Below are 22,752 nucleotides of genomic sequence, written 5' to 3' on the forward strand. Positions count from 1 at the left end.
TGCCGTGGTGCCCACCACGCCGCCCGCGCCCGCCGCGCCCGCCGGTGCGACCGGGCCGGTCGCCCCGAACGCGGTGCCGGTCGGCCCCGCCGCGGCGTTCGTGCTGGTCTGGTCCTCGGGCTACATCCTCGGCCCGGCCTCGGTCGCCGCCGCCGGTCCGCTGAGCGTGCTGGGCTACCGGTTCGTCCTGGCCGCCGTGCTCGCCGGGGTGCTCGCCCGCTGGCTCCGTGGCCCCCTGCGGGTCACCCGCCCGGTGCTGGTGCGGGTGGCCGGCGTGGGACTGGTGATGAACGCGGTCCAGTTCGGGCTGATGTACCTCGCCTTCGACGCCGGGCTCGCGCCGACGCTGGGCGCGCTCCTGCACTCGCTGTCACCGGTCCTGACGGTGCTGCTGGCCGGCGTCCTGCTCGAGGAGCGGGTGGGGCTGGTCCAGGTCGTCGGGTTCGTCCTCGGGGTGGCCGGTGTGCTGGTGGTGCTGGGCCCGGACGTCGAGGGTGCGGGCGGACCGCTCGGCCTCGGCCTCGGGGTGGTGGCCACCCTCGCCCTGAGCCTGGGCACCCTGGGCCAGCGGTGGCTCGGCGGCACCGAGCGCGGTCTGGACCCGCTGTGGTCCCTGACGCTGCAGCTGGCCGTCTCCGCCCCGCCGATGCTGGTGCTGGGGCTGACCCTGGAGGGGCCGTGGCCGGTCACCGACCTGTCCCAGGCGGTCGTGACCGTGGTGCTGCTCGCGGCGGTGAACTCGGTGCTGGGGCTGTTCCTGCTCGGCGCGGTGGTGCGCCGCGGCGGTGCGGGCGCCTCCTCGAGCGTGTTCTTCCTCAGCCCCCCGGTGACGGCGGTGATGGCGTGGGTGGCCTTCGGCGACGTGCTGGGACCGCGTCAGCTGGCGGGCCTGCTGCTGGCCAGCGTGGGCGTCGCGATCGCCCTGCGCGGCGGGCTAGCGTCGCGGTCATGACCCCGGACGCCCTGCCCGACCGCCGGCTGTTCCTCACCCGCGACGAGGAGGACGCCGGGGCGATCGACGCCCTCACCGCCCGCGCGCAGGCCGCCGGGGGTGGGCGGGTCCCGCTCGCGTCGTTCGTCGACCGCCTCGGGCGACGCGCCCGCCGCACCCCGATCCAGGCGCTCCCGCTGCGCGGCGTGCACCGGGCCTGGACCTGGGACGCCACCGACCGGCGCGACCCCCGCTGGTGGCCCCAGGGCGTGACCACCGGCTCCGCGGGCGGGCGGCACCTCGTGGCCGTGGCCTGGTACGCCAAGCACGTCGCCGGCGCCCCCGGCGGGCCCGCGAAGGGCCAGGGCGTCCGGGTGGCCGTGCTGGACCCGGCGCGCCGGCGCTACGAGCACGTCCTCGTGGTCGTGGCCCGCGGGGCCGGCGACGGGGCCGCCGGACGGCCGCTGGTCGCGCACGCGGGCGGCCTGGCCTGGACCGGGTCCTGGCTGCACGTGGCCGCCACCAAGCGGGGGTTCGCCAGCTGCCACCTCGACGACCTGCTGGAGCTGCCCCCCGGGCCCCTGCGCGACGCCCACTTCGGCTACCGCTACGTGCTCCCGGTGCGTCTGGCCCACCGCGCCGGGGCCGAGGAGGGCACCGAGCCGCTGCGGTACTCGTTCTTCTCCCCCACCCCAGCCGGGGCGGACGGCGTCCGCAGCCTGCTGGTCGGCGAGTACGCCCGCGGGAAGCAGACGCGGCGGCTGGCCCGGTTCGCGCTCGACGACGCCGGCCTGCCGGCGCTGGGCCCCGACGGCAGGGCGCACCCGGTCCTGGGCGAGGGGGTGGCCCAGATGCAGGGCGTCGTCGACCTCGGCGACCGGTTCGTGGCCACCGCCTCCCACGGCCCCTGGGGGCCGGGCTCGGTGTGGTCCGGTCCGCACGGGGCGCTGCGCGAGCACCGCCGTGCGCTGCCGATGGGGCCCGAGGACCTCGCCCACGACCCCGCCACCGGGCTGCTCTGGTCGGCGACCGAGCACCCCCGCCGCCGGTGGGTCGTGGCGATGCGGGCGGACCGCTTCTAGGAGCACGCGCCCCGGCGGGGGCTAGGAGGTCCGGGGCGCCAGCGCGAGCTGCCGGGACTGCGCGACCAGCCGGTCGGCGGAGTCCCAGACCTCGCAGTCCTCCTCGAACATGCCTCCGGCCAGGTTGCGGGTGGCGTGCCGCACCCGCAGCCACCCCGGTGCCGGCCGGGCCCGCACGTGTGCGGTCAGCTCCAGCGTCGGCGCCCAGCCGGGCAGGCCGAGGCAGAACGTGACCGGCGGCAGCGCGTCGACGGCACTGAGCAGGGCGAGCACGTCCGGCTCGCGGCCACCCTCGAGGCGGAACCACGCACTGATCTCGCCGCGGCCGCTCGGGCGGCCGACCGCCCACCCGGCCTGCTCCCGCGGGATGCGCAGGTCGAAGCGGCTCATCAGCCGCGGCGGCGTCCGGGTCCCCTCCGGCGCGACGTCGGTCGCGCCCACGCAGTCCTCCGGTGCAGGCAGGACCAGCGGCTCGGCCGTGGTCCGCACGTCCCCGGCTGCGCGCCCGAGGTCGCCGCAGGTGGCCAGCGCGGTCACCCGCACCACCTCCCGGCCCTCGACGTCCTGGACGAGCTCGACCGAGGCGGTCGCCGTGGCGCGGCCCTCCCGTCGCACCCGCACCCGTACCGTCGCCGGGCCCGGCGAGGCGGCCGAGACGTAGTAGGCGCTGGTGCTGAGCGGGTCGGGCTTCCCGGGCAGCGCCTCACCCAGGGTGCGGCCGAGGATCGCGAGCAGGTAGCCGCCGTTGAGCCCGCCGCCGACGGTCCAGCCGCCGTGCAGGTCGGCCGACCACGCGCCGTCCCCGAGGGGGACGACGGCGGTCTGCTCGTCGAAGGCGTACGTCATGCGTGCCCGGGGCCGGGCAGGCTCAGAGCGCGGCGAGCTCGGCGAGCTCGGCGAGGCCGACCACCGGGTCGTACCCCGCTGCCTCGAAGGCCGCGGCGACCTGGTCCTCGGGCACGAGGGTCGGGTCGGCCACGAGGTCCGCGACGGTCACGACGGTGCCGCTCGCGAGCGTCAGCTCCACCAGGTCGGGCGAGGACGGCAGCACCAGCTCGGGCTCGGGCGCCGGGGCCGGGGCCGTCGGGCTCGGCGCCGCCGGGGCGGGCGACGCCGTGGGGTCCGGCGTCTGCACGGGGTCGGTCGGCTCGACCGGGTTCTCCGGGTCGACCGGGGTCTCCGGGTCGACCGGCGCCTCCGGCTGCGCACCGCCACCGTTGCCGCGGGGCACGTTCTCGCCGGAGCTGTCGAGGTCCTGGTCGCGGTCCTGGTCCGCCCGGACGGTGCCGCCCTTGGCGGGGCGGTCGCCCCTGTCGCGGCCCTGGTCGTCGCGGTCCTGGCCGGCACCACGCGGCCCGGTGGCCTTCGACACCTTGTCGGCCGCGTCGCGCTCCTCGGCGACCATCTGCTGGTCGGCGGCGTCCTGTGCCTGGCCGGTCAGCGGCGCGGCTCCCTCGGGAGCGGTCGCGGCCGAGCCGGTGCCGAGGTCGACCGTGCTGACGGTCGGGACGGTCGTGGCCGGGTCGCCCTGGGCGTAGGCCGAGCGCAGCGCGAGGACCGTGGCGACGTAGGAGCTGCTGTTGTTGTAGGTCAGCACGGCGGCCTCGCGACCACCGACGGTGGACAGGTCGTCCCCGTCGCCGCAGAGGTAGACCGCCGCGGCGAGGGCGGCGTCGTCGATGTCCTGCGGGTTCCGCTCACCGTCACCGTCGGCGTCGACCCCGACGACCGACCAGGTGGACGGGATGAACTGCATCGGGCCGACGGCGCGGTCGAGGACCTTGTCGCCGTCGAGCTCACCGGCGTCGCTGTCGGAGATGCGGCGGGTGCCCTCACCACCGGTCAGGGGCACGCCGATGATCGAGGGCTTGGCGACCCCGCGGGCCGACAGCACGCTGCCGCCGAAGCGGCCGTGGTCGGACTCGACCCGACCGATCGCCGCGAGCAGCTCCCAGTCGAGGGCACAGCTGGGCATGGCCTCGTCGATGACGGCCGCGGCCCGCTGGTAGGCCGACAGCGCCGGGGCGGGGATGTCGGTGAGAGCGGCCTCGTCCGGCGCGCCGATGGCAGCGACGGTGCGCGAGGAGCCGCCCCGGGCCGCGGCACGTGCGGCGCGCTCGACGGCCGGCTCGGCGGCGGCCAGCGTGGCCGGCTGCGGGAGCTCGGTCGGCGCAGCCCAGTAGTCGGTGCTCGCCGTCTCCGCCGTCTCCGCGGCGGGCGCCGCGGCCGGGACCACGGCCACGGGGGCCGCTCCGACCTGGCTGGTGGCGGTCACGACGACGACGGCCCCGCCCACCGCGGCCACGGCGAGACGCCGGAGACGCAGGGTGACGTGCCGGGAGGAGCGGTTCGACGAGGTCGAGCCGCCGGGCGAGCGCTTCATGGGTACATCCTGACGTGGGAGCAGGGCTGGCGCCAGGTTTCAGGGGTATTCGAGACGCCGATCAGCAGAGATATCGGCAGGCACCCCGCCGGGGTTGAGGTCCCGGGTAGAAGTACCTGCCGACTGCTCTAGAACAGTGTCGCCGACGATCCTGAGAAAGTCGGCGTCACGTGGTACGGGCTCAGCGTCGGACCTTGCCGAGCAGGCCTCGCACCCCCCGCCCGATGGCGGCGTCGGTGCTGGACCCGCCGGTGTTCCCGCGGGGCGAGGCCCCGGTGGTGGGACGTGCGGTGGTCCCGGTGCGGCGTCCGCCGCCGAGGACCCTGCTGGCGATCTGGCTGATGGCACTCATGTCGTGCTCCCTCCGTATGGAACCCCCATCGGAGCGCGCCCGCGGCGCCGCCGACACACCCTCAGGGATCAATTCGGCAGAGCACCGGCCCGGCCGGGCTCGGGGGCCCGACCGGGCCGGTGGATCGTGGGGCTGCTCAGCCCTCGAGGGCGGCGTCCAGCGTGATGTCGACGCCGGTGAGCGCCTTGCTGACGGGGCAGCCGGCCTTCGCGTCCTCGGCGGCCTTGGTGAAGCCGGCCTCGTCGAGACCCTCGACCTCGCCGCGGACGGTGAGCGTGATCCCGGTCAGGCGGAAGCCGCCATCGCCCTGGTCCGGGCCGAGCGAGACGTCGGCCTTGACGTCCAGCGACTGCGGGGTGCCGCCGGCCTGCGCGATGAAGGCGGAGAGCTGCATGGCGTAGCAGGCGGAGTGCGCCGCCGCGATGAGCTCCTCGGGGCTGGTGGTGCCGCCGGCCTCGTCGGCCGCGCGCTTGGGGAAGGACACGTCGTAGGTGCCGACCTTGGAGCTGCTGAGCTCGACCTGGCCGGACCCGTCCTCGAGCCCGCCGTTCCATGCGGTGCGTGCGGTGCGTGTGGGCATCCTGTCACTCCTTCGTGAGGTATCTTGTGCACAAGACAGTAGCGGACGATTGAACGCTGCACCACCCACACGGAGGAGACCATGTCCGACGGCCCGACCACCGGCCTGCAGCCGACCGGTCTGCAGTCGATGCTCTGCTTCGACCTGTACGCCGCCTCGCGCGCGCTGACCGCGGCGTACCGGCCGGTGCTGGCCCCCCACGGCCTCACCTACCCGCAGTACCTCGTGCTCGTGGCGCTCTGGAACGACGACGACGTCCTGATCAAGGACCTCGCCACCACGCTGCACCTCGACCACGCGACGCTGACCCCGCTGCTGCGCCGCCTCGAGGACCGCGGGCTGCTCAGCCGGGTCCGCTCCCGTGACGACGGGCGGGCCGTCCGGGTGGCGCTCACCGCCGTGGGCGACGAGCTGCGCTCGATCGTCGACGACGTGCACTGCGCGATCACCGACGCCGTCGGGCTCGACGCCGACGAGCGGGCCGCGGTGCAGGACGCGCTGCAGCGCCTGGTGGTCAGCCTCTCCGGTCAGCCGGCCGGACAGGGGGCGTAGAGCGCCCGGGTGGCGAACCGCTCGGGGTCGTCGTAGCCCCGCGGGTCGGTGAAGCGACACCCGTAGGTCGGGGACGCGACCGCTGCGCGCGTCAGCACGTCGTCCCCCGCCGGGCGGTCGGGGTAGGGACCCGAGTCGCCCGACTCGACCCAGGCGGTCAGGTCGCGCCAGGCCGTGCGAGCCTCGCCCGGGGTGAACTCGCAGTGCCCCGCAGCACGCACCGCGCGCTGCACCAGCAGCTCGGACCGGCCGGCGGCGGCGACCTCGCGGGCGTAGACCTGCTCCATCGAGAACGGGACGAACAGGTCGCCGAGGCCGTGCAGCGTCAGCACCGGCACCCGCGGCTCCCCGTCGACGCGCGGCACCGCGATCAGCCGGTCGGTCCCCCGCGACCCGGGGTCGGCCGGGGCCACCCGGCGCACCAGGGCGTCGAGGTCGACCGGCGCGTCGGGGGTGTAGTCGGTGCCGATGTTCGTGGCCAGGCGACCGGCGTTGCGGGCGAGGCGTCCTCCGTCGTCGGCGGAGTAGAGGGTGAACAGGAAGTCCTTCCACACCGCGAACGCCGGGTCCGAGCCCGGGCGGGGGCCGCCGCTGCGCTCGGCGGTCACGGCGCGCAGCTGACGGCCCCGCGCGTTCGCGGGGTCCTCGCCCGGCGTGAGACCGGCGATGCCGAGACGTCGCTGGATCACCGGGACGTCGTCGGTCAGGTAGTCGGCGGGCGCGGGGTACACCTCCCGGTCGGCCAGCGTCTGGGCGACCAGGTTGTAGTCGAGGAGGTAGTCGAAGAGCTCCTGGTCACCCAGGACGCCGCACATCGGGAGGGCCCCGTCGTACGCCGCGGGGTACTCCTCGAGCGAGCGGCCGATGACGTGCCCGCCCATCGACACCCCGGCCAGGTAGGTGCGCTCGGGGACCCGGTCGAGCACCCGGCCGGCGTACCGGGCCAGGTCGCGGGTGGTGGTGACGCCGGTGGCCACGTCGTAGTCGTTGCGGGCATAGCTCGAGGCCGCCCACGCGTACCCCTGACGGGCGAACGCCCGGCGCAGGCCGAAGCCCGGGGGGTCCACGGTCAGCTCCTTGCCGGTCCCGCGGTAGCCGTGGGCCCACATGACCAGCTCGCCGTTCCAGTCCGGCGGCACCTCGATCACGTAGCCGGCGTGCGCCCGCGTGCCCTGCTCCACCCGGGTGCGCCGGCCGTCGACGCGCAACGGGTCCACCGGCGGGTTGCTGATCGTGTAGCCCCGCAGCGGCTCGTCCCCGCGCGGAGCGGAGGCCCCGCTCGGAGCGGCCTCGACGGGAGCGGAGCCCAGCGACAGCGCCAGCGCGGCGACCGCCCCGACGGCGAGGGTGCGGGCGGCGAGCGTGCGGGTGGTGCGGCGTGGGCGCATGGCGGACTCCTCCGAGAGTGGTGTGACGCACGTCACCACGGCACCCTAGGTGCTCACCCGAGCTGGCGCAGCACCGACTCCGCGGCCCCGTGGCCGCACATGCCGTGCACGCCGCCGCCCGGAGGCGTGGCCGACGAGCACAGCACGACCCCGCGCACCCCCAGCGAGTACGGGTCGAGCGCGGGACGGGGCCGCAGCACCAGCTGACGCAGCGTGTTGGCGCCGACGCCGATGTCGCCGCCGACGTAGTTCGCGTCGTGCGCCTCGAGCGCCGCGGGGTCGCGGGTGTGGACCGCGACGACGCGCTCCCGGAAGCCCGGGGCGAAGCGCTCGACCTGGGCGAGCGTCGCCTCGGTGGCGTCCCGGTCGTAGGCGTGCGGCACGTGGGCGTAGAGCCACAGCGGGTGGACGTCGCCCTGCGAGCGGGTCGGGTCGGCCAGGTGCTGCTGGCCGACCAGGACGAAGGGCCGCTCCGGCATCACGCCCTTGGCCACCGCCCCCTCGGTCGCCGCGACCTCCGCCGCGGTGCCGCCGAGGTGCAGGGTCCCGGCCCGGCGGGCGTCGGGGTTGGTCCAGGGCACGCCGCCCTCCACCGCCACGTCGACCTTGAAGGCCGAGGGCCCGTAGCGGAAGCGCCCGAGCTGACGGCGGACGCCGGCGGGCATCCGCTCCCCCAGGATCCGCACGGCGGCGTCCGGCGAGGTGTCGAGGACGACGGCGGCGGGCCGCTCGGCGCCGAGACCGGCGAGCTCGCGCACCTGGTCGAGGTCGGTCACGTCGGCACCGGTGACCACCCGGCCACCGAGGCTCTCCAGCAGGGCGATCATCGCGGTGGCGATGGCCTGGCTGCCCCCCTCGGCGACCGGCCAGCCGGCGCGGTGCCCGGCCGCGCCGAGGAGCAGCCCGACCGCGCTGCTCAGCGGGGTGTCGAGGCGGTTGAAGGCGTGCGCGGCGATGCCCATCAGCAGCGCGCGGGCCGGCTCCTCGCGGAAGACCCGGGCCAGGACGGTGGCCGGCAGGGCGGCCCCGAGCCCGAACCGGACCAGCGAGAGCGGGTGCCGCGGCAGGTGGACGACCGGGCCCATCGCCTCGGCGGCGACGTGCTCGAAGTCGCGGGCCAGCGGACCGAGCAACCTCTCCCACCGGGCGCCGTCGACGCCCAGGGAGGCCACGGTCGTGGCCATGTCGCGGGACATCAGCCCGGCGCGGCCGTCGTCGAGGGGGTGGGCGAGGTCGATCTCGGGCCACCGCCAGGTGAGGCCGTACCGCTCGAGGCCGAGCGTGGACAGGAACGGCGAGAGCACGCCCATCGGGTGGAAGGCCGAGCAGTCGTCGTGGAGCACCCCCGGCAGGGTCAGCTCGGAGGTGCGCACCCCGCCGCCGGGGACCGTGGCCCGCTCCAGCACGGTGACCTGCATCCCGGCCCGGGCCAGGCGGATCGCGGCCGCCAGGCCGTTCGGACCGCTCCCGACGACGACGGCGTGGCTCATGGCACGAACGTACGGGGGTCCCCGACCACCCCGGGTGGTCGTCGTCGCTCGGGGCCTCGGACCCCGGCCGCCCCGATCCGCGGACACCGGCGCCGTCATGCGTCACCATCGGGGCACGCCGACGCGGCCGATCGAGGAGGTGCCCGTGGTCCGGACCCGGACGGGACGCGCCCGACCCCCCGCCGTCCTCCCGGTCCTGCTCGCGACCGCGGTGCTCGTCTCCGTCCTCCGCGTCACCCTCGACGCCGGCGGCGGGGTCCCGGTCGACCTCGGCTACCTCGCCGTCATGGTCGGCGCCGCCGTCGTCGCCGGCCTCCACCTGCGGCGGAACCGCTGCCCCCTGCGGTCCCCCGCCGGCCTGATCACCGCCGCGGTCGCCGCGACCGGTCTCGGCGAGGTCCTCTGGTACGCCTCCTGGTGGCGCTCGGGCGTCGACCCGGGGGCGGGCGTGCACGACGTGCTGTTCCTGCTGGCCTACCCGCTGCTGGCCGCGGTGCTCCTCGGCGCGATCCGCACCGCCGGCGGCGGTCGGCTCGGGGCGGACGCCGCCATCGACGCGGCGACCGTGGTGACCGTGTGCCTGCTGGTCCTGTGGGAGCTGGTCGTCGCGGACATCGCCGGCACCGCCTCCCCGGTCGTCGAGCGACTCTTCACCGCCGCCTACCCCGTCCTCGACGCGCTGCTGCTCGGGCTGGTGGTCCGGGTGGCCTGGCAACGCCGGGCCCGGGCCGTGGTCGGCCTGCCGCTGGCCGTGGGCATCGCGGCGATGCTGCTCTCCGACATCGGCTACACCGCCTCCTTCGGCGTCCCCACCCCGGTGCTGGACCTGGGCTGGATGGGGGGTGCGGTGGGGATGACCTGGGCGGTGCTGTCGCCCGGCCGCGAGGCGCCCGACACCGCCCCGGGGTCCCCGGGGACCCAGGACTCGGCGACGGTCCGCCTCTCGGTCGCGATCCTGCCGCTGCTCGCCCCGACCCTCGTGCTCGTGCTGCACGAGCTCCAGGACCGGCCGGCGCCGGTCTGGACCGTCGTGGTGGCCACGACCGTCCTGGTCGCCCTCGCCTTCGCCCGGACGCTCGTCCTGCTCCGGCAACAGGAGCGGGCGGCGCGCGACCTCACCGCCGCCCGGGACGCGGCCCAGCAGGCCTCCCGCACCAAGTCGGCCTTCCTGGCCACCATGAGCCACGAGATCCGGACCCCGATGAACGGGGTGACCGGGCTGACCGAGCTGCTCCTGGCCACCGACCTCGACGACCGGCAGCGGGAGTACGCGCGCGGTGTCGAGACCGCCGGCCGCGCCCTGCTGGGCCTGATCGACGACGTCCTGGACTTCTCCAAGATCGAGGCCGGCCGGGTCGAGCTCGAGTCCGTGCCGTTCTCGTTGGCCGGGGTGGTCGACGACGTGGCGCAGGCGGCCGCCCTCGACCCCCGCGCGCACGGGCTGGACCTGCTGGCCTACGTCGCCCCCGACGTCCCGCCCCTGCTCCGCGGCGACCCGGGCCGGATCCGTCAGGTCCTGCTCAACCTGGTCTCCAACGCGGTCAAGTTCACCCACGAGGGAGAGGTCGTGGTCTCCGTCCACCTCGCCGGGGGCACGGCGCCGCGGCCGCTAGTGCGGGTGGAGGTCCGCGACACCGGGGTCGGTCTGGACCCCGCCACGCAGGACCGCCTCTTCGAGCCCTTCTTGCAGGCCGACTCCTCGACCACCCGTCGCTACGGAGGCACCGGCCTCGGGCTGGCGATCTGCCGCGGGCTGGTCGAGCAGATGGGCGGTCGGACCGGCGTGGAGAGCACCCTCGGCGAGGGCAGCACGTTCTGGTTCACGGTCCCGCTGGGCCGGGAGCCGGACCCCGTCGTCGCCTCCCCCACCCCGGTGGTGCCGCCGGAGCCCGTAGGGCCCCGGTGCGCGGCCGCGGTGCTGGTGGTCGAGGACAGCGAGGTCAACCAGCTGGTGGCCGAGGGCATGCTGCGCCGGCTCGGCTGCACGGTGGAGATCGCCGAGAACGGCCTGCTCGCCCTCGAGGCGCTCGGAGCGCGGCGCTTCGACCTGGTGCTGATGGACTGCCAGATGCCCGAGCTGGACGGCTACGACGCCACCGCCGAGCTCCGGCGGCGCGAGGAGGGCGGGGCGCGTACACCGGTGGTCGCGATGACCGCGAGCGTCACCTCGGAGGAGCGGGAGCGCTGCCGCCTGGTCGGGATGGACGACTTCGTCGCCAAGCCGGTCACCCTGGCGACGCTGTCCGCGGCCCTGGAGCGCTGGACCGGGGCCCGCGACGACGCCGGCGACCTGGACGACCGGCTGTCCTGAGCGCCGGTCCTGAGCGCCGGTCCTGAGCGCCGGTCCTCCTAGGCTGTCGCGGGTGATCCTCGAGCACGCCCTGCTGCCCGTCCGCCCCGGCGAGGAGGCCGCCTTCGAGGCGGCGCTGGCCGAGGCCGTCCCCCTGATCTCCGCCGCCCCGGGCTTCGGGTCGATCTCGGTCTCACGCGGGGTGGAGAGCCCGTCGACCTACCTGCTGCTGGTGGAGTGGGACAGCGTGGCGGACCACGAGGAGGGCTTCCGCGGTTCCCCGGCGTACGAGCGCTGGCGGGCGCTGCTGCACCCGTTCTACGACCCGTTCCCGGTGGTGGAGCACTTCGCCCCGGTCGTCTAGCCCGCGACGAGCGGGGCGACCTCGGTGCCGAGCAGCTCGATGCCGCGCAGCAGGTCGCCGTGCGCCAGGCGCGGGTTGGTCATCTGCAGCGACAGCCGGTCGACCCCGCCGAGCTGGTCGGAGACCCGACGGATCTTGTCGGCGACGGTCTGCGGGTCGCCCATGAAGAACGCGCCGTCGGGGCCGGAGGTGGCGTCGAACTGCTCGCGGGTCGGGCGACGGAACCCGCGCTCGGCCGAGATCTTGGTGAACATCTCGTTCCAGCCGGGGTAGATCGTGTCGGCGGCGGCCTGCGTGCTCTCGGCGACGTAGCCGAAGACGTGGATCCCGACCTGCAGCTTCTCCGGGGCGTGGCCGGCCTGGGCACCGGCCCGGCGGTAGAGGTCGACCAGCGGCCCGAACTGGCGCGGCTCGCCGCCGATGATCGCGATCATCAGGGGCAGGCCCAGCAGCCCGGCCCGGGCGAAGGACTCCGGCGTGCCGCCCACGCCCACCCAGATCGGCAGGGGGTCCTGGAGCGGGCGCGGGTAGACGCTCTGGCGCACGAGCGGCGGGCGGTGCCGGCCCGACCAGGTCACCTCGACCTGGTCGCGCAGCTGCAGCAGGAGCTCGAGCTTCTCGGTGAACAGCGAGTCGTAGTCGGCGAGGTCGAGGCCGAACAGCGGGAACGCCTCGGTGAAGGACCCGCGGCCCACCACGAGGTCGATGCGGCCCTTGGCGATGAGGTCGAGCGTCGCGAACTGCTGGAAGACGCGGACCGGGTCGTCGGCGCTGAGCACCTTGACCGCGCTGCCCAGCCGGATCCGCTCGGTGCGCGCGGCGGCGGCGGCCAGGATGATCTGCGGGGCGGAGTCGTAGTACTCGCTGCGGTGGTGCTCGCCGATCCCGAAGGAGTACAGGCCGACCCGGTCGGCCAGCTCGATCTCCTCGAGCAGGTGCTCCATCCGCTCGGAGGCACCGACCACGTGCCCGGTGGTGGGATCGGTCACGGAGGACACGAAGCTGTCGACGCCGAGGTGCATGATCCGATTCAACCACTCCGCGCCGCGGCGCCGCCTAGCCTGGGCGGGTGTCCTGGTCCCGCGCCGCCGCCCGCCTCGGGCTGGTGCTCGTGCTCGCCGGGGTGGCGGTGCTCGGCTACGTCGGCTGGCAGACCTGGGGCACCACGTGGGTCAGCCAGCGCGAGCACGCCGACATCACCGAGCGGCTGGAGCAGGCGTGGGCGGCCGAGCCCGTCGTCCGCGGGACCACCCTGCAGGACGAGGGCTCGTACGACGCGGTGCCCGCGGGCGCCGTGGAGGTCGACGCCGGGGTGGCCGAGGCGATCGTCGAGATCCCCCGCCTCGGGGCGGACTACCGGGTGCCGCTGCTGGAGGGCACCTCCGACGAGGCCCTGGCCGCCGGCCTCGGCCGCTTCACCGGGTCCGCGACCCCCGGTGGGGTCGGCAACCTGGCGCTCGCCGGGCACCGCGTCACGCACGGCGAGCCGCTGCGGGACATGCCGGCCCTCGTGCCCGGGGACGAGGTGGTCGTGACGACCCGCGACGCCGTGCACACCTACGTCCTCGACACCGGCGGCGACGACCTCGAGGTCCCGCTGACCGAGACCTGGGTGGTCGACCCCGAGCCGGTCGACCCCGACGGCGGTGACGTCGTCCCGGCCGCAGGACAGCGGCGGCTGCTCACCCTGACCACCTGCTCGGAGCTCTTCCACACCGACGACCGGCTGGTGGCGTTCGGTCACCTCGTGTCGAGCGAGCCGCGCGGGTAGTCGGACAAGACGCGGACAGCGGGGCCCCGGCGGTCCTATGCTCCGTCCACGGGGACCGCCCCGTCGGAGATCCGGGAGCCAGGATGAGACGCTCACTGCCCGCCACGACGGCCGCCACGACGGCCGCCGCCACCATGGCTCTCCTCGCGCTGACACTGGTCCCCGCCGCGGCCGAGACCGACGCCTGGGCGTCCTGGGAGCCGCTCACCGGCAGCCCGAACGACTACGCCACGACCATGCGCCAGGCCGCGCCCGGCTTCCCTGCCGCCGCGCTCACCACCGACTCGCGCGCAGGCGTCCAGCTCGCCGGCGGCACGTCGACGTTCCTGGCGGCGAGCACCCCGCCGGGCGCTGCGTACGGCGCGAGCCGCGGCAACCCGTACCTCGTGCTCCGCCCGCGCGCGGACACCGCCACGGCGCCCTCGACGTCCACCTACGCCTTCGCCGACCCCACCCCGGCCACCGGCTGGGCGTTCGTGCTCGGCGACGTCGACGCCGACCAGGTCCGGGTGGACGCCACCGACGCGTCCGGCGACCGGGTCCCCGATGCTGCGGTGGACCGCTGGTTCCAGGGCACCTTCAACTACGCCGGCGGTGACGACGAGCCCACCTGGGACGCCGGGAGCGCCACCCTGGTCGGCAACGACCAGGCGGCCGACTCCGACGGCGCCGCCGGCTGGTTCGAGCCGGACCGGCGGCTGACCAGCCTCACGTTCACCTTCACGCGCCGCGCGGGCTTCCCGGTCTTCCAGACCTGGTTCGTCAGCCGCGCCCGGTCGGTGACCGGCGAGGTCTCGGACGTCTCCCCCGCCGGCTCGTCCTGCACCGTGGAGGGCACCCGGCTGGTGCTGCTCTCGCCCTACGGTGACCGGGTCGCCGCGACGACCGCCGAGGCGGACGGCTCCTACGACCTCGGCGACGTCGCGACCCAGGGCGGGTACGTCGTGCGCGCCACCGCGCCGGACGACTGCGCGGTCGTGGGCGTCGCCGAGCGCACGGTCGCCACCAGCGGGCCCGAGGGCTCCCCCGCCTCGCAGGCCGACTTCGAGGTCCGGGAGGTCGTGCCCCAGCCGATCAGCGGCGCGGTGCGCGACGACGACGGCCGTCCGGTCGCCGGCGTGGACGTCACCGTCACCTCGCCGGTGGGCGACGAGGTGACCACGACGACGGGTCCCGACGGGACCTATCTCGTCGACGCCAACGAGGAGGGCACGGGCTACACGATCTCCATCGAGGTGCCCGAGGGCTACCGGGCCGGGCCGGGCGGCGCCACGATCGAGGACGTCGAGGTGGGCGACGAGGACGTCGTCGGCCAGGACTTCGAGGTCGTCGAGCTGGCCACGGTCGGCGGCCGGGTCACCGGGGGCGGCGGCGGTCTCGGCGGCGTCCCGGTCACCCTGGCTCCCGTGGGCGGCGGGGCAGCGCTGGTCGCCGTGACCGACGGCCGGGGTCGCTGGGACCTCACCGGGGTGCCCGCCGGGGCCTACCGGCTGTCCGTCGACGCACCCCGGGGCTACACGGGCGGCGACGGACGCCGCGTCACCGTCGGCGACGACGACCTCCGGGGCCTGGACGTCGCCCTCGCCAGGCCCGGTGCGCTGGGCGGACGCGTCACCGACGACGACGGCGCGGTCGAGGACGTCGCGCTCGTGGTGACCGGTCCCGGCGGGGCGACCCGACGGCTGGCCACGGACGCCGACGGCCGCTACTTCCTCGACGGTCTCCGCCGGGGCACCTGGACGGTGCGCGTCGTGGCGCCCGCGGGCCAGGAGGTCGTCGGCCGCAGCACCGCGACCGCGCGCATCACGCGCGCTGGCGAGGTGCGCGGCGGACGGGACTTCGTCCTGGACGCGGTCCCGCTGACCGCGACCGGCACCACCGTCCCGTACGGCGCCTCGCCCTCGGCGACGCCGAGCGCCGCGGGGACCGTGACCACCACCCCGACGCCCACGTCCTCGGCGACCGCCACGCCCCTGACCACCGCGACGACCTCTCCGGGCACGAGCAGCACGGGGGTCCTCCCGGACACCGGCGGACCCGCCCTCGCGCTCGTCCTGCTGGCCGGCGGCCTGATCGCGGGCGGCGGGGCACTGCTGGTCGTCGGCCGACGAGGGCGGTCCTCGGCGGGCTGACCGTCAGCCGGGGAGGGCGAGGAGCTCGCCCAGGTGCTGGTCGATCTGCGGCATGTAGGTCGGTGCGACGCCGAACAGGCCGAGGTGGCCCAGCACGTCGTTGACCACGCGGAGCTGGCTGCCCGCGATGAGCTGCTGCTCGGGCTCGACGTCGCGGACCGGGAAGAACATGTCCTCGTCGATCGGCATGACGAAGGTCGTGGCGGTGATCCGTCCCAGCGCGGCGGCCAGGTCGCCGCCGGTGTGCCGGGCCACGTCGCCGCGCTGCCACTTCCAGGCCTGGGTCAGCAGGTCGTTGGGGTCCATCGCGGTGAAGTACGGCTCGAGGAAGCCGGCCATGAAGGCCTCCTTGGAGTCGAACTCCAGCGCCCGCCACACCTCCTGCTTCCAGAACTCGGTGGAGAAGCCCATCACGGCCCAGATCCCGGCGTGCCGGGTGAGCCCGGCGACCACGTCGGCGTTGGACTTGTACTCCCCCTCGGCGTACCCGGGGTCGGAGGTGATCGCCTGCACGAGCGCGTCGGCGAAGAGGACGTCGTGCGGCGTGTTCTGCGCCGTGCCGGCGATCATGGCCGCGCGCCGCACCTTCTGCGGGAACCTGACCGCCCACTCGTAGGTCTGCTGGGCGCCCATGGACCCGCCGACCACCAGGGCCAGCTGGTCGATGCCGAAGTGCTCGCGCAGCAGGCGCTCCTGGGCGACGACGTCGTCGCCGATGCGCACGTGCGGGAAGTCCGACATGGCGAGGTCGGCGTTGGCGCCGTCGGCGTTGTGCGGCGAGGTCGAGAGACCCGAGCCGATCTGGTCGACGACCACGATGAAGTAGGTCCCCGGGTCCAGGGCGTGCTCGGGACCGATGTAGACGTCGCGCCAGATCTGGTGGGTGCCCGAGAACCAGGTCGTGACCAGGATCGCGTTGTCCTTGGCCTCGTTCAGCGTCCCGAAGGTCGCCACGGCGAGGTGGCAGTCCGGGATCGTCCCGCCCTCCTCCAGGTCCAGACGGCCGATCGGGACCACCTCGTAGTCGCCGTGGAGCTCGTGGGAGTAGAAGGGGTTCTCGATCATCGGTGCTCCTGTGTCAGAGGGTCCTACCGCGACGCGCGGTCGGGGCGATCGGCTCACTATCGACCGTGTTCCAGGCAGGTCGCGTGTCCCGAAATGGGACACGGTCCCGGGTTGACCACCGAGGCATCATGAGACGTGCGTCACAGGGAGGTGGCCGGATGGACGGCGGGACGGAGCAGCACGACCTGCTGACCCACGCCCTCGCCGGTCTCCTCGACGGGCAGCCCCTGGACCGTCCGGGCGTGCCCGCCCACGTGGCGGCCTCGTGGCGACGGAGCCTGGCCAACGGGGTGTCGCCCACCTCGATGGAGGGCCACTACGTCGCCGACCTCGACCTCGGCGCCCGTCTGGTGCGCTGCGCGGAGCCCGTCATCGACCAGCTGGGCGAGATGCTGGCCGACGTGCCCGCGTGCGTGGCCCTGACGGACGCCAGGGCCCGCATCGTCGCCCGCAAGGACACCAGCCTGTGGATCTCGCGCATGCTGGACCGGGTCTACTTCGCCCAGGGTTTCGACTACGCCGAGAAGGCCGTCGGCACCAACGGCGTGGGCACCGTGCTCGAGTTCGGGGCCTCGGTCCAGATCACCGGCGCCGAGCACTTCGTCGACGCCCTGCAGTCCTTCGCCTGCGCCGGGGCCCCGGTCCGCGACCCGTTCACCGGGCGGATCGAGGGCGTCCTGGACATCAGCTGTCTCGACGAGCACTCCTCGCCGATCATGCACTCGATGGTGCGGTCGGCGGCCACCCGCGTCGAGCGGAACCTCCTGCTGGACCGCGGCCCGGCCCAGCAGGCGCTCTTCGACCTGTTCTCGCGCGTCGACGCACGGACCCGGGAGGCCGTGGTCGCGGTCGGTCCTGGCCTGACCATGGCGAACACGGCGATGGAGGTCCTGCTCGGGTCCACGGACCGGTCCGCGCTGAGCGACCACCTGCGCTTCCTGGCCGGCCGACGACCCGACAAGGTGGACGACCGGGTCGTGCTGCCCTCGGGCACCGAGGTCCGGCTCCGTGGGACCTCGACCGACACCGGAGGCGCCGCCGGGATGGTCGCGGTCGTCAGCCGCGACCGTGACCGTGACGTGGCGGGCACGACGGGGCGGGCACGGCTCGGTCCACCCGTCACGGCGCCCGCCCCACGCCCGAGGGACGACCACCACCCCGGGTCGTCACCCGGGTGGGAGCACGCGGCCGCGACCGTCGAGGACTCGCTGCGCTCCGGACGGTCGGTCCTCGTGCTCGGCGAGGCCGGCACCGGCCGTGCCACCCTGCTGGCCTCGACCTTCACCCGGCTCCGGCCCGGTGCCCGCGTGGTCCACCTGGGCGCGTCCGAGGTCGACGCCGCCGACCCCCGCCGCTCGGCCGCGCTCACCACGCCGCACGAGGTGCCGACGCTGGTCGTCCTCCACGACCTGGAGCGCGTCAGCCGCACCGCGGGCGCTGCCCTGGCCGGCCTGCTCACCGCCCACGCGGCCGGTCCGGCCGCCCTGGCCGCCACCGGGTGCCCGAGCGGCATCCCGGGCGACCACCCGCTGCTCGACCTCCTCACGGACTCGGTCACCGTGCCCCCGTTGCGCCAACGCCACGTCGACCTCACGGCCCTGGTCCAGGCCGTCCTGGCAGAGCTCGACCCGCACCGACGGACGCGGATCTCCGAGGACGCCCTGGGGCTGCTCACCCGGTACCCCTGGCCGGGCAACGTGCGCGAGCTGCGCGAGGTGCTGGTGTCCGCGCTCGCCAGACGACCCGTCGGCACCATCGGGCTCCACGACCTGCCCGCCCAGTGCCAGAGCACGCCGCGCAGCACCCTGCGCGAGGTCGACAGGGCCGAGCGCGACGCCATCGTCTCCGCGCTGCGCCGTCTCGGCGGGAACCGGAAGGCCGCGGCCACGACGCTCGGGATCGCCCGGTCCACGCTCTACCGCAAGATCCGGCAGTACGGCATCACCGACTGACCCGCCGGTGGGCGCCGCCTCGACGTGTCCGGATCTGGGACACCCGACGGGCACGGGCCGCAGCCACGATGGATCTCGTGGTGACCGGCGCCACCCCGACGAGAGGCATCCCATGACGAACGCGACACCGACCACCGACGCGGAGACCGACGCCACCCGGACCACGCTCGACGCGCTCGTCCTGGGTGCCGGCGTCGCCGGGCTCTACCAGCTCCACCAGCTGCGGGAGCAGGGCCTGACCGTCCGCGCCTACGAGGCGGCCGACGACGTCGGCGGCACCTGGACGTGGAACCGCTACCCCGGGGCCCGCTTCGACTCCGAGGCCTACATCTACCAGTACCTGTTCTCCGAGGACCTCTACAAGGGCTGGAGCTGGAGCGAGAAGTTCCCCGCCCAGCCGGAGATCGAGCGCTGGCTGCAGTACGTGACCGACGAGCTCGACCTGCGCCGCGACATCCGGTTCTCCACGCGCGTCACCAGCGCGCACTACGACGAGGACCGCGGCCGGTGGACGGTCACCACCGACGGTGGCGAGGTGATCGACACGCAGTTCTTCGTCACCTGCGGTGGCATGCTCTCCGCTCCCATGGAGGACGTGTTCGAGGGGCAGGACACGTTCGAGGGTCGGATCTTCCACACCTCGCGGTGGCCGCACGAGGAGGTCGCCCTGGCCGGCAAGCGGGTGGGGGTCGTCGGCATCGGCGCGACCGGCATCCAGGTCATCCAGACCATCGCGGGCCACGTCGGGCACCTGACGGTCTTCGCCCGGACGCCGCAGTACGTGATCCCGATGAAGAACCCGTCGTACGGCCCCGCCGAGCAGGAGGCCTACAAGGATCGCTTCGAGGAGCTGAGGGCGACCATCCCGAACACCTTCACCGGGTTCGAGTACGACTTCGAGCACGTCTGGGCCGACTGCACGCCCGAGCAGCGCGAGGAGGTCCTCGAGGAGGTCTTCCAGGACGGGTCCCTCAAGCTGTGGCTGGCCGGCTTCGGCGAGATGTTCTTCGAGGAGGAGGTCAACGAGGCCGTCTCGGAGTTCGTCCGCCGCAAGATGCGGGCGCGTCTGCAGAACCAGCGCCTGATCGACCTCCTGGTCCCCACCGACTACGGCTTCGGCACCCACCGCGTCCCCCTCGAGCACGGGTACCTCGAGACCTACCTCCGCGACGACGTCGACCTGGTCGGGGTGAAGGACAACCCGATCGCCCGGGTCCGGCCCGAGGGGATCGAGCTGGCCGACGGGACCGTCCACGAGCTCGACGTGATCATCCTGGCCACCGGCTTCGACGCCGGGACCGGGGCGCTGACCCGGATCGACATCCGCGGCCGCGGGGACCGCTCGCTGGCCGAGGACTGGTCGCGCGACATCCGGACGACGATGGGGCTGATGGTCCACGGCTACCCCAACATGCTGACCACCGCGGTCCCGCTGGCCCCCTCGGCCGCACTGTGCAACATGACCACCTGCCTGCAGCAGCAGACCGAGTGGATCAGCGACGCCATCCGCGCCGTCCGTGAGCAGGGCCGGTCGGTGATCGAGCCGACCGCGCAGGGCGAGGAGGCGTGGGTCGCGCACCACGAGGAGGTGGCCTCGGCGACCCTCGTCCCGACGACCACCTCGTGGTACCTCGGCTCCAACGTCCCCGGCAAGCCGCGTCGGCTGCTGTCCTACATCGGGGGCGTGGGGACGTACCGCCAGAAGTGCCACGAGGAGGCGGCCGCGGGCTACCCGGCCTTCGAGATGTCGGACGCCGCGAGGCCGCTGGTCGGTGCCACCGGCCCGTCCGCCTGAGGACGACCTCGACGGTGCGGGGGTCGCCGACCCCCGCACCCGCTACACGTTGAAGCGGAACTCCACGACGTCACCGTCGGCCATGACGTAGTCCTTGCCCTCCATGCGGACCTTCCCGGCCTCCTTGGCCTTCGCCATGGAGCCGGCCGCCATCAGGTCGTCGAAGGAGACGATCTCGGCCTTGATGAAGCCCTTCTGGAAGTCGGTGTGGATCACGCCGGCGGCCTCGGGGGCGGTCGCGTTGCGCCTGATCGTCCACGCCCGCGACTCCTTGGGGCCCGCGGTCAGGTAGGTCTGCAGGCCGAGGGTGTCGAAGCCGACCCGAGCGAGGACGTCGAGGCCGGGCTCGTCGACACCCATCTCGGCGAGCATCTCGCGGGCCTCGTCCTCGTCGCCGAGCTCGACCAGCTCGGCCTCGAACTTGGCGTCGAGGAAGATCGCCTCGGCCGGCGCGACCAGGGCGCGCATCTGCTGCTTCAGGTCCTCGTCGGCGAGCTCGTCGCCGTCGCAGTTGAAGACGTAGATGAACGGCTTGGCCGTGAGCAGGGACAGCTCGCGGAGCAGCGCCACGTCCAGGTCGGTGTCGATCACCGGCGTGCCGCGCTCGAGGTGGCCGACGGCCTCCTGGGCCACGGCGACGAGGGGCCCGAGCTCCTTCTTGCCCTTGGCCTCCTTCTCCATCCGCGGCAGCGCCTTCTCCAGCGTCTGGAGGTCGGCCAGGATCAGCTCGGTCTGGATGGTGGAGATGTCGCTGCCCGGGTCGACCTTGCCGTCGACGTGCGTGACGTCCTCGTCGCGGAAGACGCGCGTCACCTGGCAGATCGCGGAGGACTCGCGGATGTGGGCGAGGAACTTGTTGCCCAGCCCCTCCCCCTGCGAGGCGCCGGCCACGATCCCGGCGATGTCGACGAACTCCACCGTCGCCGGCAGGACCTTGGCCGAGCCGAAGACCTCCGCGAGCTGCGGCAGCCGGGCGTCGGGCACGGCCACGACACCGACGTTCGGCTCGATCGTCGCGAACGGGTAGTTCGCCGCGAGGACGTCGTTCTTGGTCAGGGCGTTGAAGAGGGTCGACTTGCCCGCGTTGGGGAGTCCGACGATGCCGATGGTGAGAGCCACGGGCCGGAACTCTACGGCGGTACGCCGCCCACCCCGAATCGTCTCCTGCCAGGACGAGCACGGGCCGGCCGTCCACAGCCGGAGCTGGACCCTTGCGGGTCGAACACCTGTTCGATAGAGTGGGCTCATGGAGATCGAGACCGACCGCGCCGGGTCCCCCGCCGTGCTGGCCGACCTCGACGACGACTGGCTGCTGGACCTGGCCGAGGAGTCGGAGGTGGCCAGCCGCGAGGCCGAGCGTCGGCGCCTCCGGCTGACCGCGCACTGGTGCCGCAGGCGCGTCGTGCCCGCCGACCCCCACACCGGGGCGCCGGGCGGGGGCGATCCTGCGCAACGCTGGCGGCTGGACCCCGACGAGGCCGTCGGCGGGGACGGTTGCCCTGCGCTGGCACCGTTCAGCGCCGAACCGCTCGGCACCGCGTTCTCCCTGTCGACCTCCGCGGCGCTGCAGCTCATGCACGACGTGCAGGACCTGGTGCACCGCCTCCCCCTGGCGTGGGCCCGCGTCGAGTCCCTGGAGGTCCCGGCCTGGCGGGCCCGCCGGCTGGCGCAGGCGACCCACGGGCTCAACGCCGCCGCCGCTGCCGCGGTCGACCAGGCCGTGTCACCGCGGTTGCACCGCATCGGCGTCGCCCTGATCGACCGCGCCGTCGGAGAGGCCGCAGCCGAGCACGACCCCGCGGCGCAGGCCGCCCGCGAGGAGCTGGCCCGGCGCGGGTGGGACGTCCGGGTCGGTCCCGAGGTCGGACCCGGCGGGGTCTACGACGGCTCCTCCTGGCTCGAGGCCCACGGTGACACCGACGACGTGAACCGCTTCTACGAGCTGGTCGGCGACGTCGCGGCCGACCTCGCGACCGAGGCCACCTCGGCGGCCGCGGTCCCCGAGGACGTCGGGGTGCGCCGGGCCCGCGCCCTGGGCCGGATCACCGACCTGGTCCGCGGCACGGCGGACCCGGGCGACCGGACCGGCCCCGCGGGGGCACCCATGACCCGGACCCGCCGCCGCGAGGCGCGGGCCTACATCCACCTCACGCCCGACCCGGACGACCCCCGCCCGCCGGCCGAGCAAGTCGCCACCGTCGAGCGGCTGGGCGCCCTGACCCTGGAGCGGCTCGGGCCCTGGCTCGAGCACAGCACCGTCAGGGTCGTCGGTGTCCTCGACCTCGCCGCCACCAGCACCGACCGCCCCGACCTGGTCACCGACGCCCACGACCCGTCTCCGGAGCTGCGCGAGCTGGTCGTGCTGCGCGACAGCCACTGCGTCTTCCCGTGGTGCACCGTCGACTCCCGCGACTGCGACCTCGACCACGTCGAGCCGTACGTGCCTCCCGAGGACGGTGGGCCACCCGGTCAGACCTGCCCCGAGGGCCTCGCTCCGCTCTGCCGCCGTCACCACCGGGCCAAGACCGCCCGGGCCTGGTCCTACCGCCGCGAGCGCGACGGCACCTACACCTGGACCGACCCCCGCCACGGCACGCACCGCGTGGATCCCCGCGCCCGTTGAGG

Annotated in this window: 19 protein-coding genes; 10 read left to right on the forward strand and 9 right to left on the reverse strand. The window is 74.7% G+C overall.

The window, feature by feature from the left end:
- The first annotated feature begins 7 nt into the window (after positions 1 to 7).
- Both GV155_RS14380 and GV155_RS14385 read left to right on the forward strand, forming a co-directional pair.
- A complete protein-coding gene (locus tag GV155_RS14380; RefSeq protein WP_160009010.1) occupies positions 8 to 952 on the forward strand; it encodes a DMT family transporter in 945 nt (314 codons plus the stop codon).
- Positions 949 to 2,013: a hypothetical protein gene (locus GV155_RS14385; protein ID WP_160009012.1), complete on the forward strand. Its 1,065-nt coding sequence runs from the start codon at positions 949 to 951 to the stop codon at positions 2,011 to 2,013. Before GV155_RS14380 ends, GV155_RS14385 begins: the two co-directional genes overlap by 4 nt.
- 21 nt (positions 2,014 to 2,034) lie before the next feature.
- Here the strand turns inward: GV155_RS14385 and GV155_RS14390 are convergent, their stop codons facing one another.
- From GV155_RS14390 to GV155_RS14405, 4 genes are all read right to left on the reverse strand, one after another.
- Positions 2,035 to 2,859, reverse strand: coding sequence for a thioesterase family protein (locus tag GV155_RS14390; protein WP_160009014.1), 825 nt, complete (start codon positions 2,857 to 2,859; stop codon positions 2,035 to 2,037).
- A gap of 22 nt (positions 2,860 to 2,881) precedes the next feature.
- Positions 2,882 to 4,396, reverse strand: a complete 1,515-nt coding sequence (locus GV155_RS20475; protein ID WP_236554338.1) for a lytic transglycosylase domain-containing protein — start codon at positions 4,394 to 4,396, stop codon at positions 2,882 to 2,884.
- A 181-nt stretch (positions 4,397 to 4,577) separates the two neighbouring features.
- On the reverse strand, positions 4,578 to 4,748 hold the full coding sequence (locus GV155_RS14400; RefSeq protein WP_160009016.1) for a hypothetical protein: 171 nt from the start codon (positions 4,746 to 4,748) through the stop codon (positions 4,578 to 4,580).
- A 136-nt stretch (positions 4,749 to 4,884) separates the two neighbouring features.
- Positions 4,885 to 5,328, reverse strand: a complete 444-nt coding sequence (locus GV155_RS14405) for an OsmC family protein (protein WP_160009018.1) — start codon at positions 5,326 to 5,328, stop codon at positions 4,885 to 4,887.
- Between the two features lie 81 nt (positions 5,329 to 5,409).
- Between GV155_RS14405 and GV155_RS14410 the strand changes: the two genes are divergently transcribed.
- Positions 5,410 to 5,880: a MarR family winged helix-turn-helix transcriptional regulator gene (locus GV155_RS14410; protein WP_201300177.1), complete on the forward strand. Its 471-nt coding sequence runs from the start codon at positions 5,410 to 5,412 to the stop codon at positions 5,878 to 5,880.
- On the opposite strand, the gene GV155_RS14415 is transcribed toward GV155_RS14410, so the two are convergent.
- Positions 5,856 to 7,268, reverse strand: a complete 1,413-nt coding sequence (locus tag GV155_RS14415) for a hypothetical protein (protein ID WP_201300178.1) — start codon at positions 7,266 to 7,268, stop codon at positions 5,856 to 5,858. The two genes, GV155_RS14410 and GV155_RS14415, sit on opposite strands and share 25 nt — an antisense overlap.
- A gap of 53 nt (positions 7,269 to 7,321) precedes the next feature.
- Positions 7,322 to 8,758 (reverse strand): phytoene desaturase family protein, encoded by a 1,437-nt coding sequence (locus GV155_RS14420; protein WP_160009020.1) that lies wholly within the window; start codon positions 8,756 to 8,758, stop codon positions 7,322 to 7,324.
- A gap of 145 nt (positions 8,759 to 8,903) precedes the next feature.
- On the opposite strand from GV155_RS14420, the gene GV155_RS14425 reads away from it, so the two are divergent.
- Both GV155_RS14425 and GV155_RS14430 read left to right on the forward strand, forming a co-directional pair.
- On the forward strand, positions 8,904 to 11,069 hold the full coding sequence (locus GV155_RS14425) for a hybrid sensor histidine kinase/response regulator (RefSeq protein WP_160009022.1): 2,166 nt from the start codon (positions 8,904 to 8,906) through the stop codon (positions 11,067 to 11,069).
- 52 nt (positions 11,070 to 11,121) lie between these two features.
- Positions 11,122 to 11,412 (forward strand): antibiotic biosynthesis monooxygenase family protein, encoded by a 291-nt coding sequence (locus GV155_RS14430; protein ID WP_160009024.1) that lies wholly within the window; start codon positions 11,122 to 11,124, stop codon positions 11,410 to 11,412.
- Here GV155_RS14430 and GV155_RS14435 read toward each other — a convergent pair.
- The gene (locus GV155_RS14435; RefSeq protein WP_160009026.1) at positions 11,409 to 12,434 is read right to left on the reverse strand and encodes an LLM class flavin-dependent oxidoreductase; all 1,026 of its coding nucleotides are present in this window, start codon (positions 12,432 to 12,434) and stop codon (positions 11,409 to 11,411) included. The two genes, GV155_RS14430 and GV155_RS14435, sit on opposite strands and share 4 nt — an antisense overlap.
- Positions 12,435 to 12,481: 47 nt before the next feature.
- Here GV155_RS14435 and GV155_RS14440 point away from each other — a divergent pair, with 47 nt between their 5' ends.
- Together GV155_RS14440 and GV155_RS14445 are read left to right on the forward strand one after the other, a co-directional pair.
- Positions 12,482 to 13,183, forward strand: a complete 702-nt coding sequence (locus tag GV155_RS14440; protein ID WP_160009028.1) for a class E sortase — start codon at positions 12,482 to 12,484, stop codon at positions 13,181 to 13,183.
- 83 nt (positions 13,184 to 13,266) lie between these two features.
- Positions 13,267 to 15,315: a carboxypeptidase regulatory-like domain-containing protein gene (locus GV155_RS14445; protein ID WP_160009030.1), complete on the forward strand. Its 2,049-nt coding sequence runs from the start codon at positions 13,267 to 13,269 to the stop codon at positions 15,313 to 15,315.
- Positions 15,316 to 15,318: 3 nt separating this feature from the next.
- On the opposite strand, the gene GV155_RS14450 is transcribed toward GV155_RS14445, so the two are convergent.
- Complete coding sequence (locus GV155_RS14450) at positions 15,319 to 16,380, reverse strand: alpha/beta fold hydrolase (RefSeq protein WP_160009032.1); 1,062 nt, start codon at positions 16,378 to 16,380, stop codon at positions 15,319 to 15,321.
- Between the two features lie 158 nt (positions 16,381 to 16,538).
- Between GV155_RS14450 and GV155_RS14455 the strand changes: the two genes are divergently transcribed.
- Both GV155_RS14455 and GV155_RS14460 read left to right on the forward strand, forming a co-directional pair.
- A complete protein-coding gene (locus GV155_RS14455) occupies positions 16,539 to 18,332 on the forward strand; it encodes a sigma-54-dependent Fis family transcriptional regulator (protein WP_160009034.1) in 1,794 nt (597 codons plus the stop codon).
- A 112-nt stretch (positions 18,333 to 18,444) separates the two neighbouring features.
- Positions 18,445 to 20,127, forward strand: a complete 1,683-nt coding sequence (locus GV155_RS14460) for a flavin-containing monooxygenase (RefSeq protein ID WP_160009036.1) — start codon at positions 18,445 to 18,447, stop codon at positions 20,125 to 20,127.
- Between the two features lie 42 nt (positions 20,128 to 20,169).
- Here the strand turns inward: GV155_RS14460 and ychF are convergent, their stop codons facing one another.
- Positions 20,170 to 21,246 carry a redox-regulated ATPase YchF gene (gene ychF, locus GV155_RS14465; protein ID WP_160009038.1) on the reverse strand — a complete coding sequence of 359 codons (1,077 nt, stop codon included), beginning with the start codon at positions 21,244 to 21,246 and terminating at the stop codon, positions 20,170 to 20,172.
- 127 nt (positions 21,247 to 21,373) lie between these two features.
- On the opposite strand from ychF, the gene GV155_RS14470 reads away from it, so the two are divergent.
- Positions 21,374 to 22,750: an HNH endonuclease signature motif containing protein gene (locus GV155_RS14470; protein WP_160009041.1), complete on the forward strand. Its 1,377-nt coding sequence runs from the start codon at positions 21,374 to 21,376 to the stop codon at positions 22,748 to 22,750.
- The last annotated feature ends 2 nt before the right edge of the window (positions 22,751 to 22,752 follow it).

The sequence above is a fragment of the Nocardioides sp. AX2bis genome, assembly GCF_902506435.1.
Lineage (GTDB): Bacteria > Actinomycetota > Actinomycetes > Propionibacteriales > Nocardioidaceae > Nocardioides.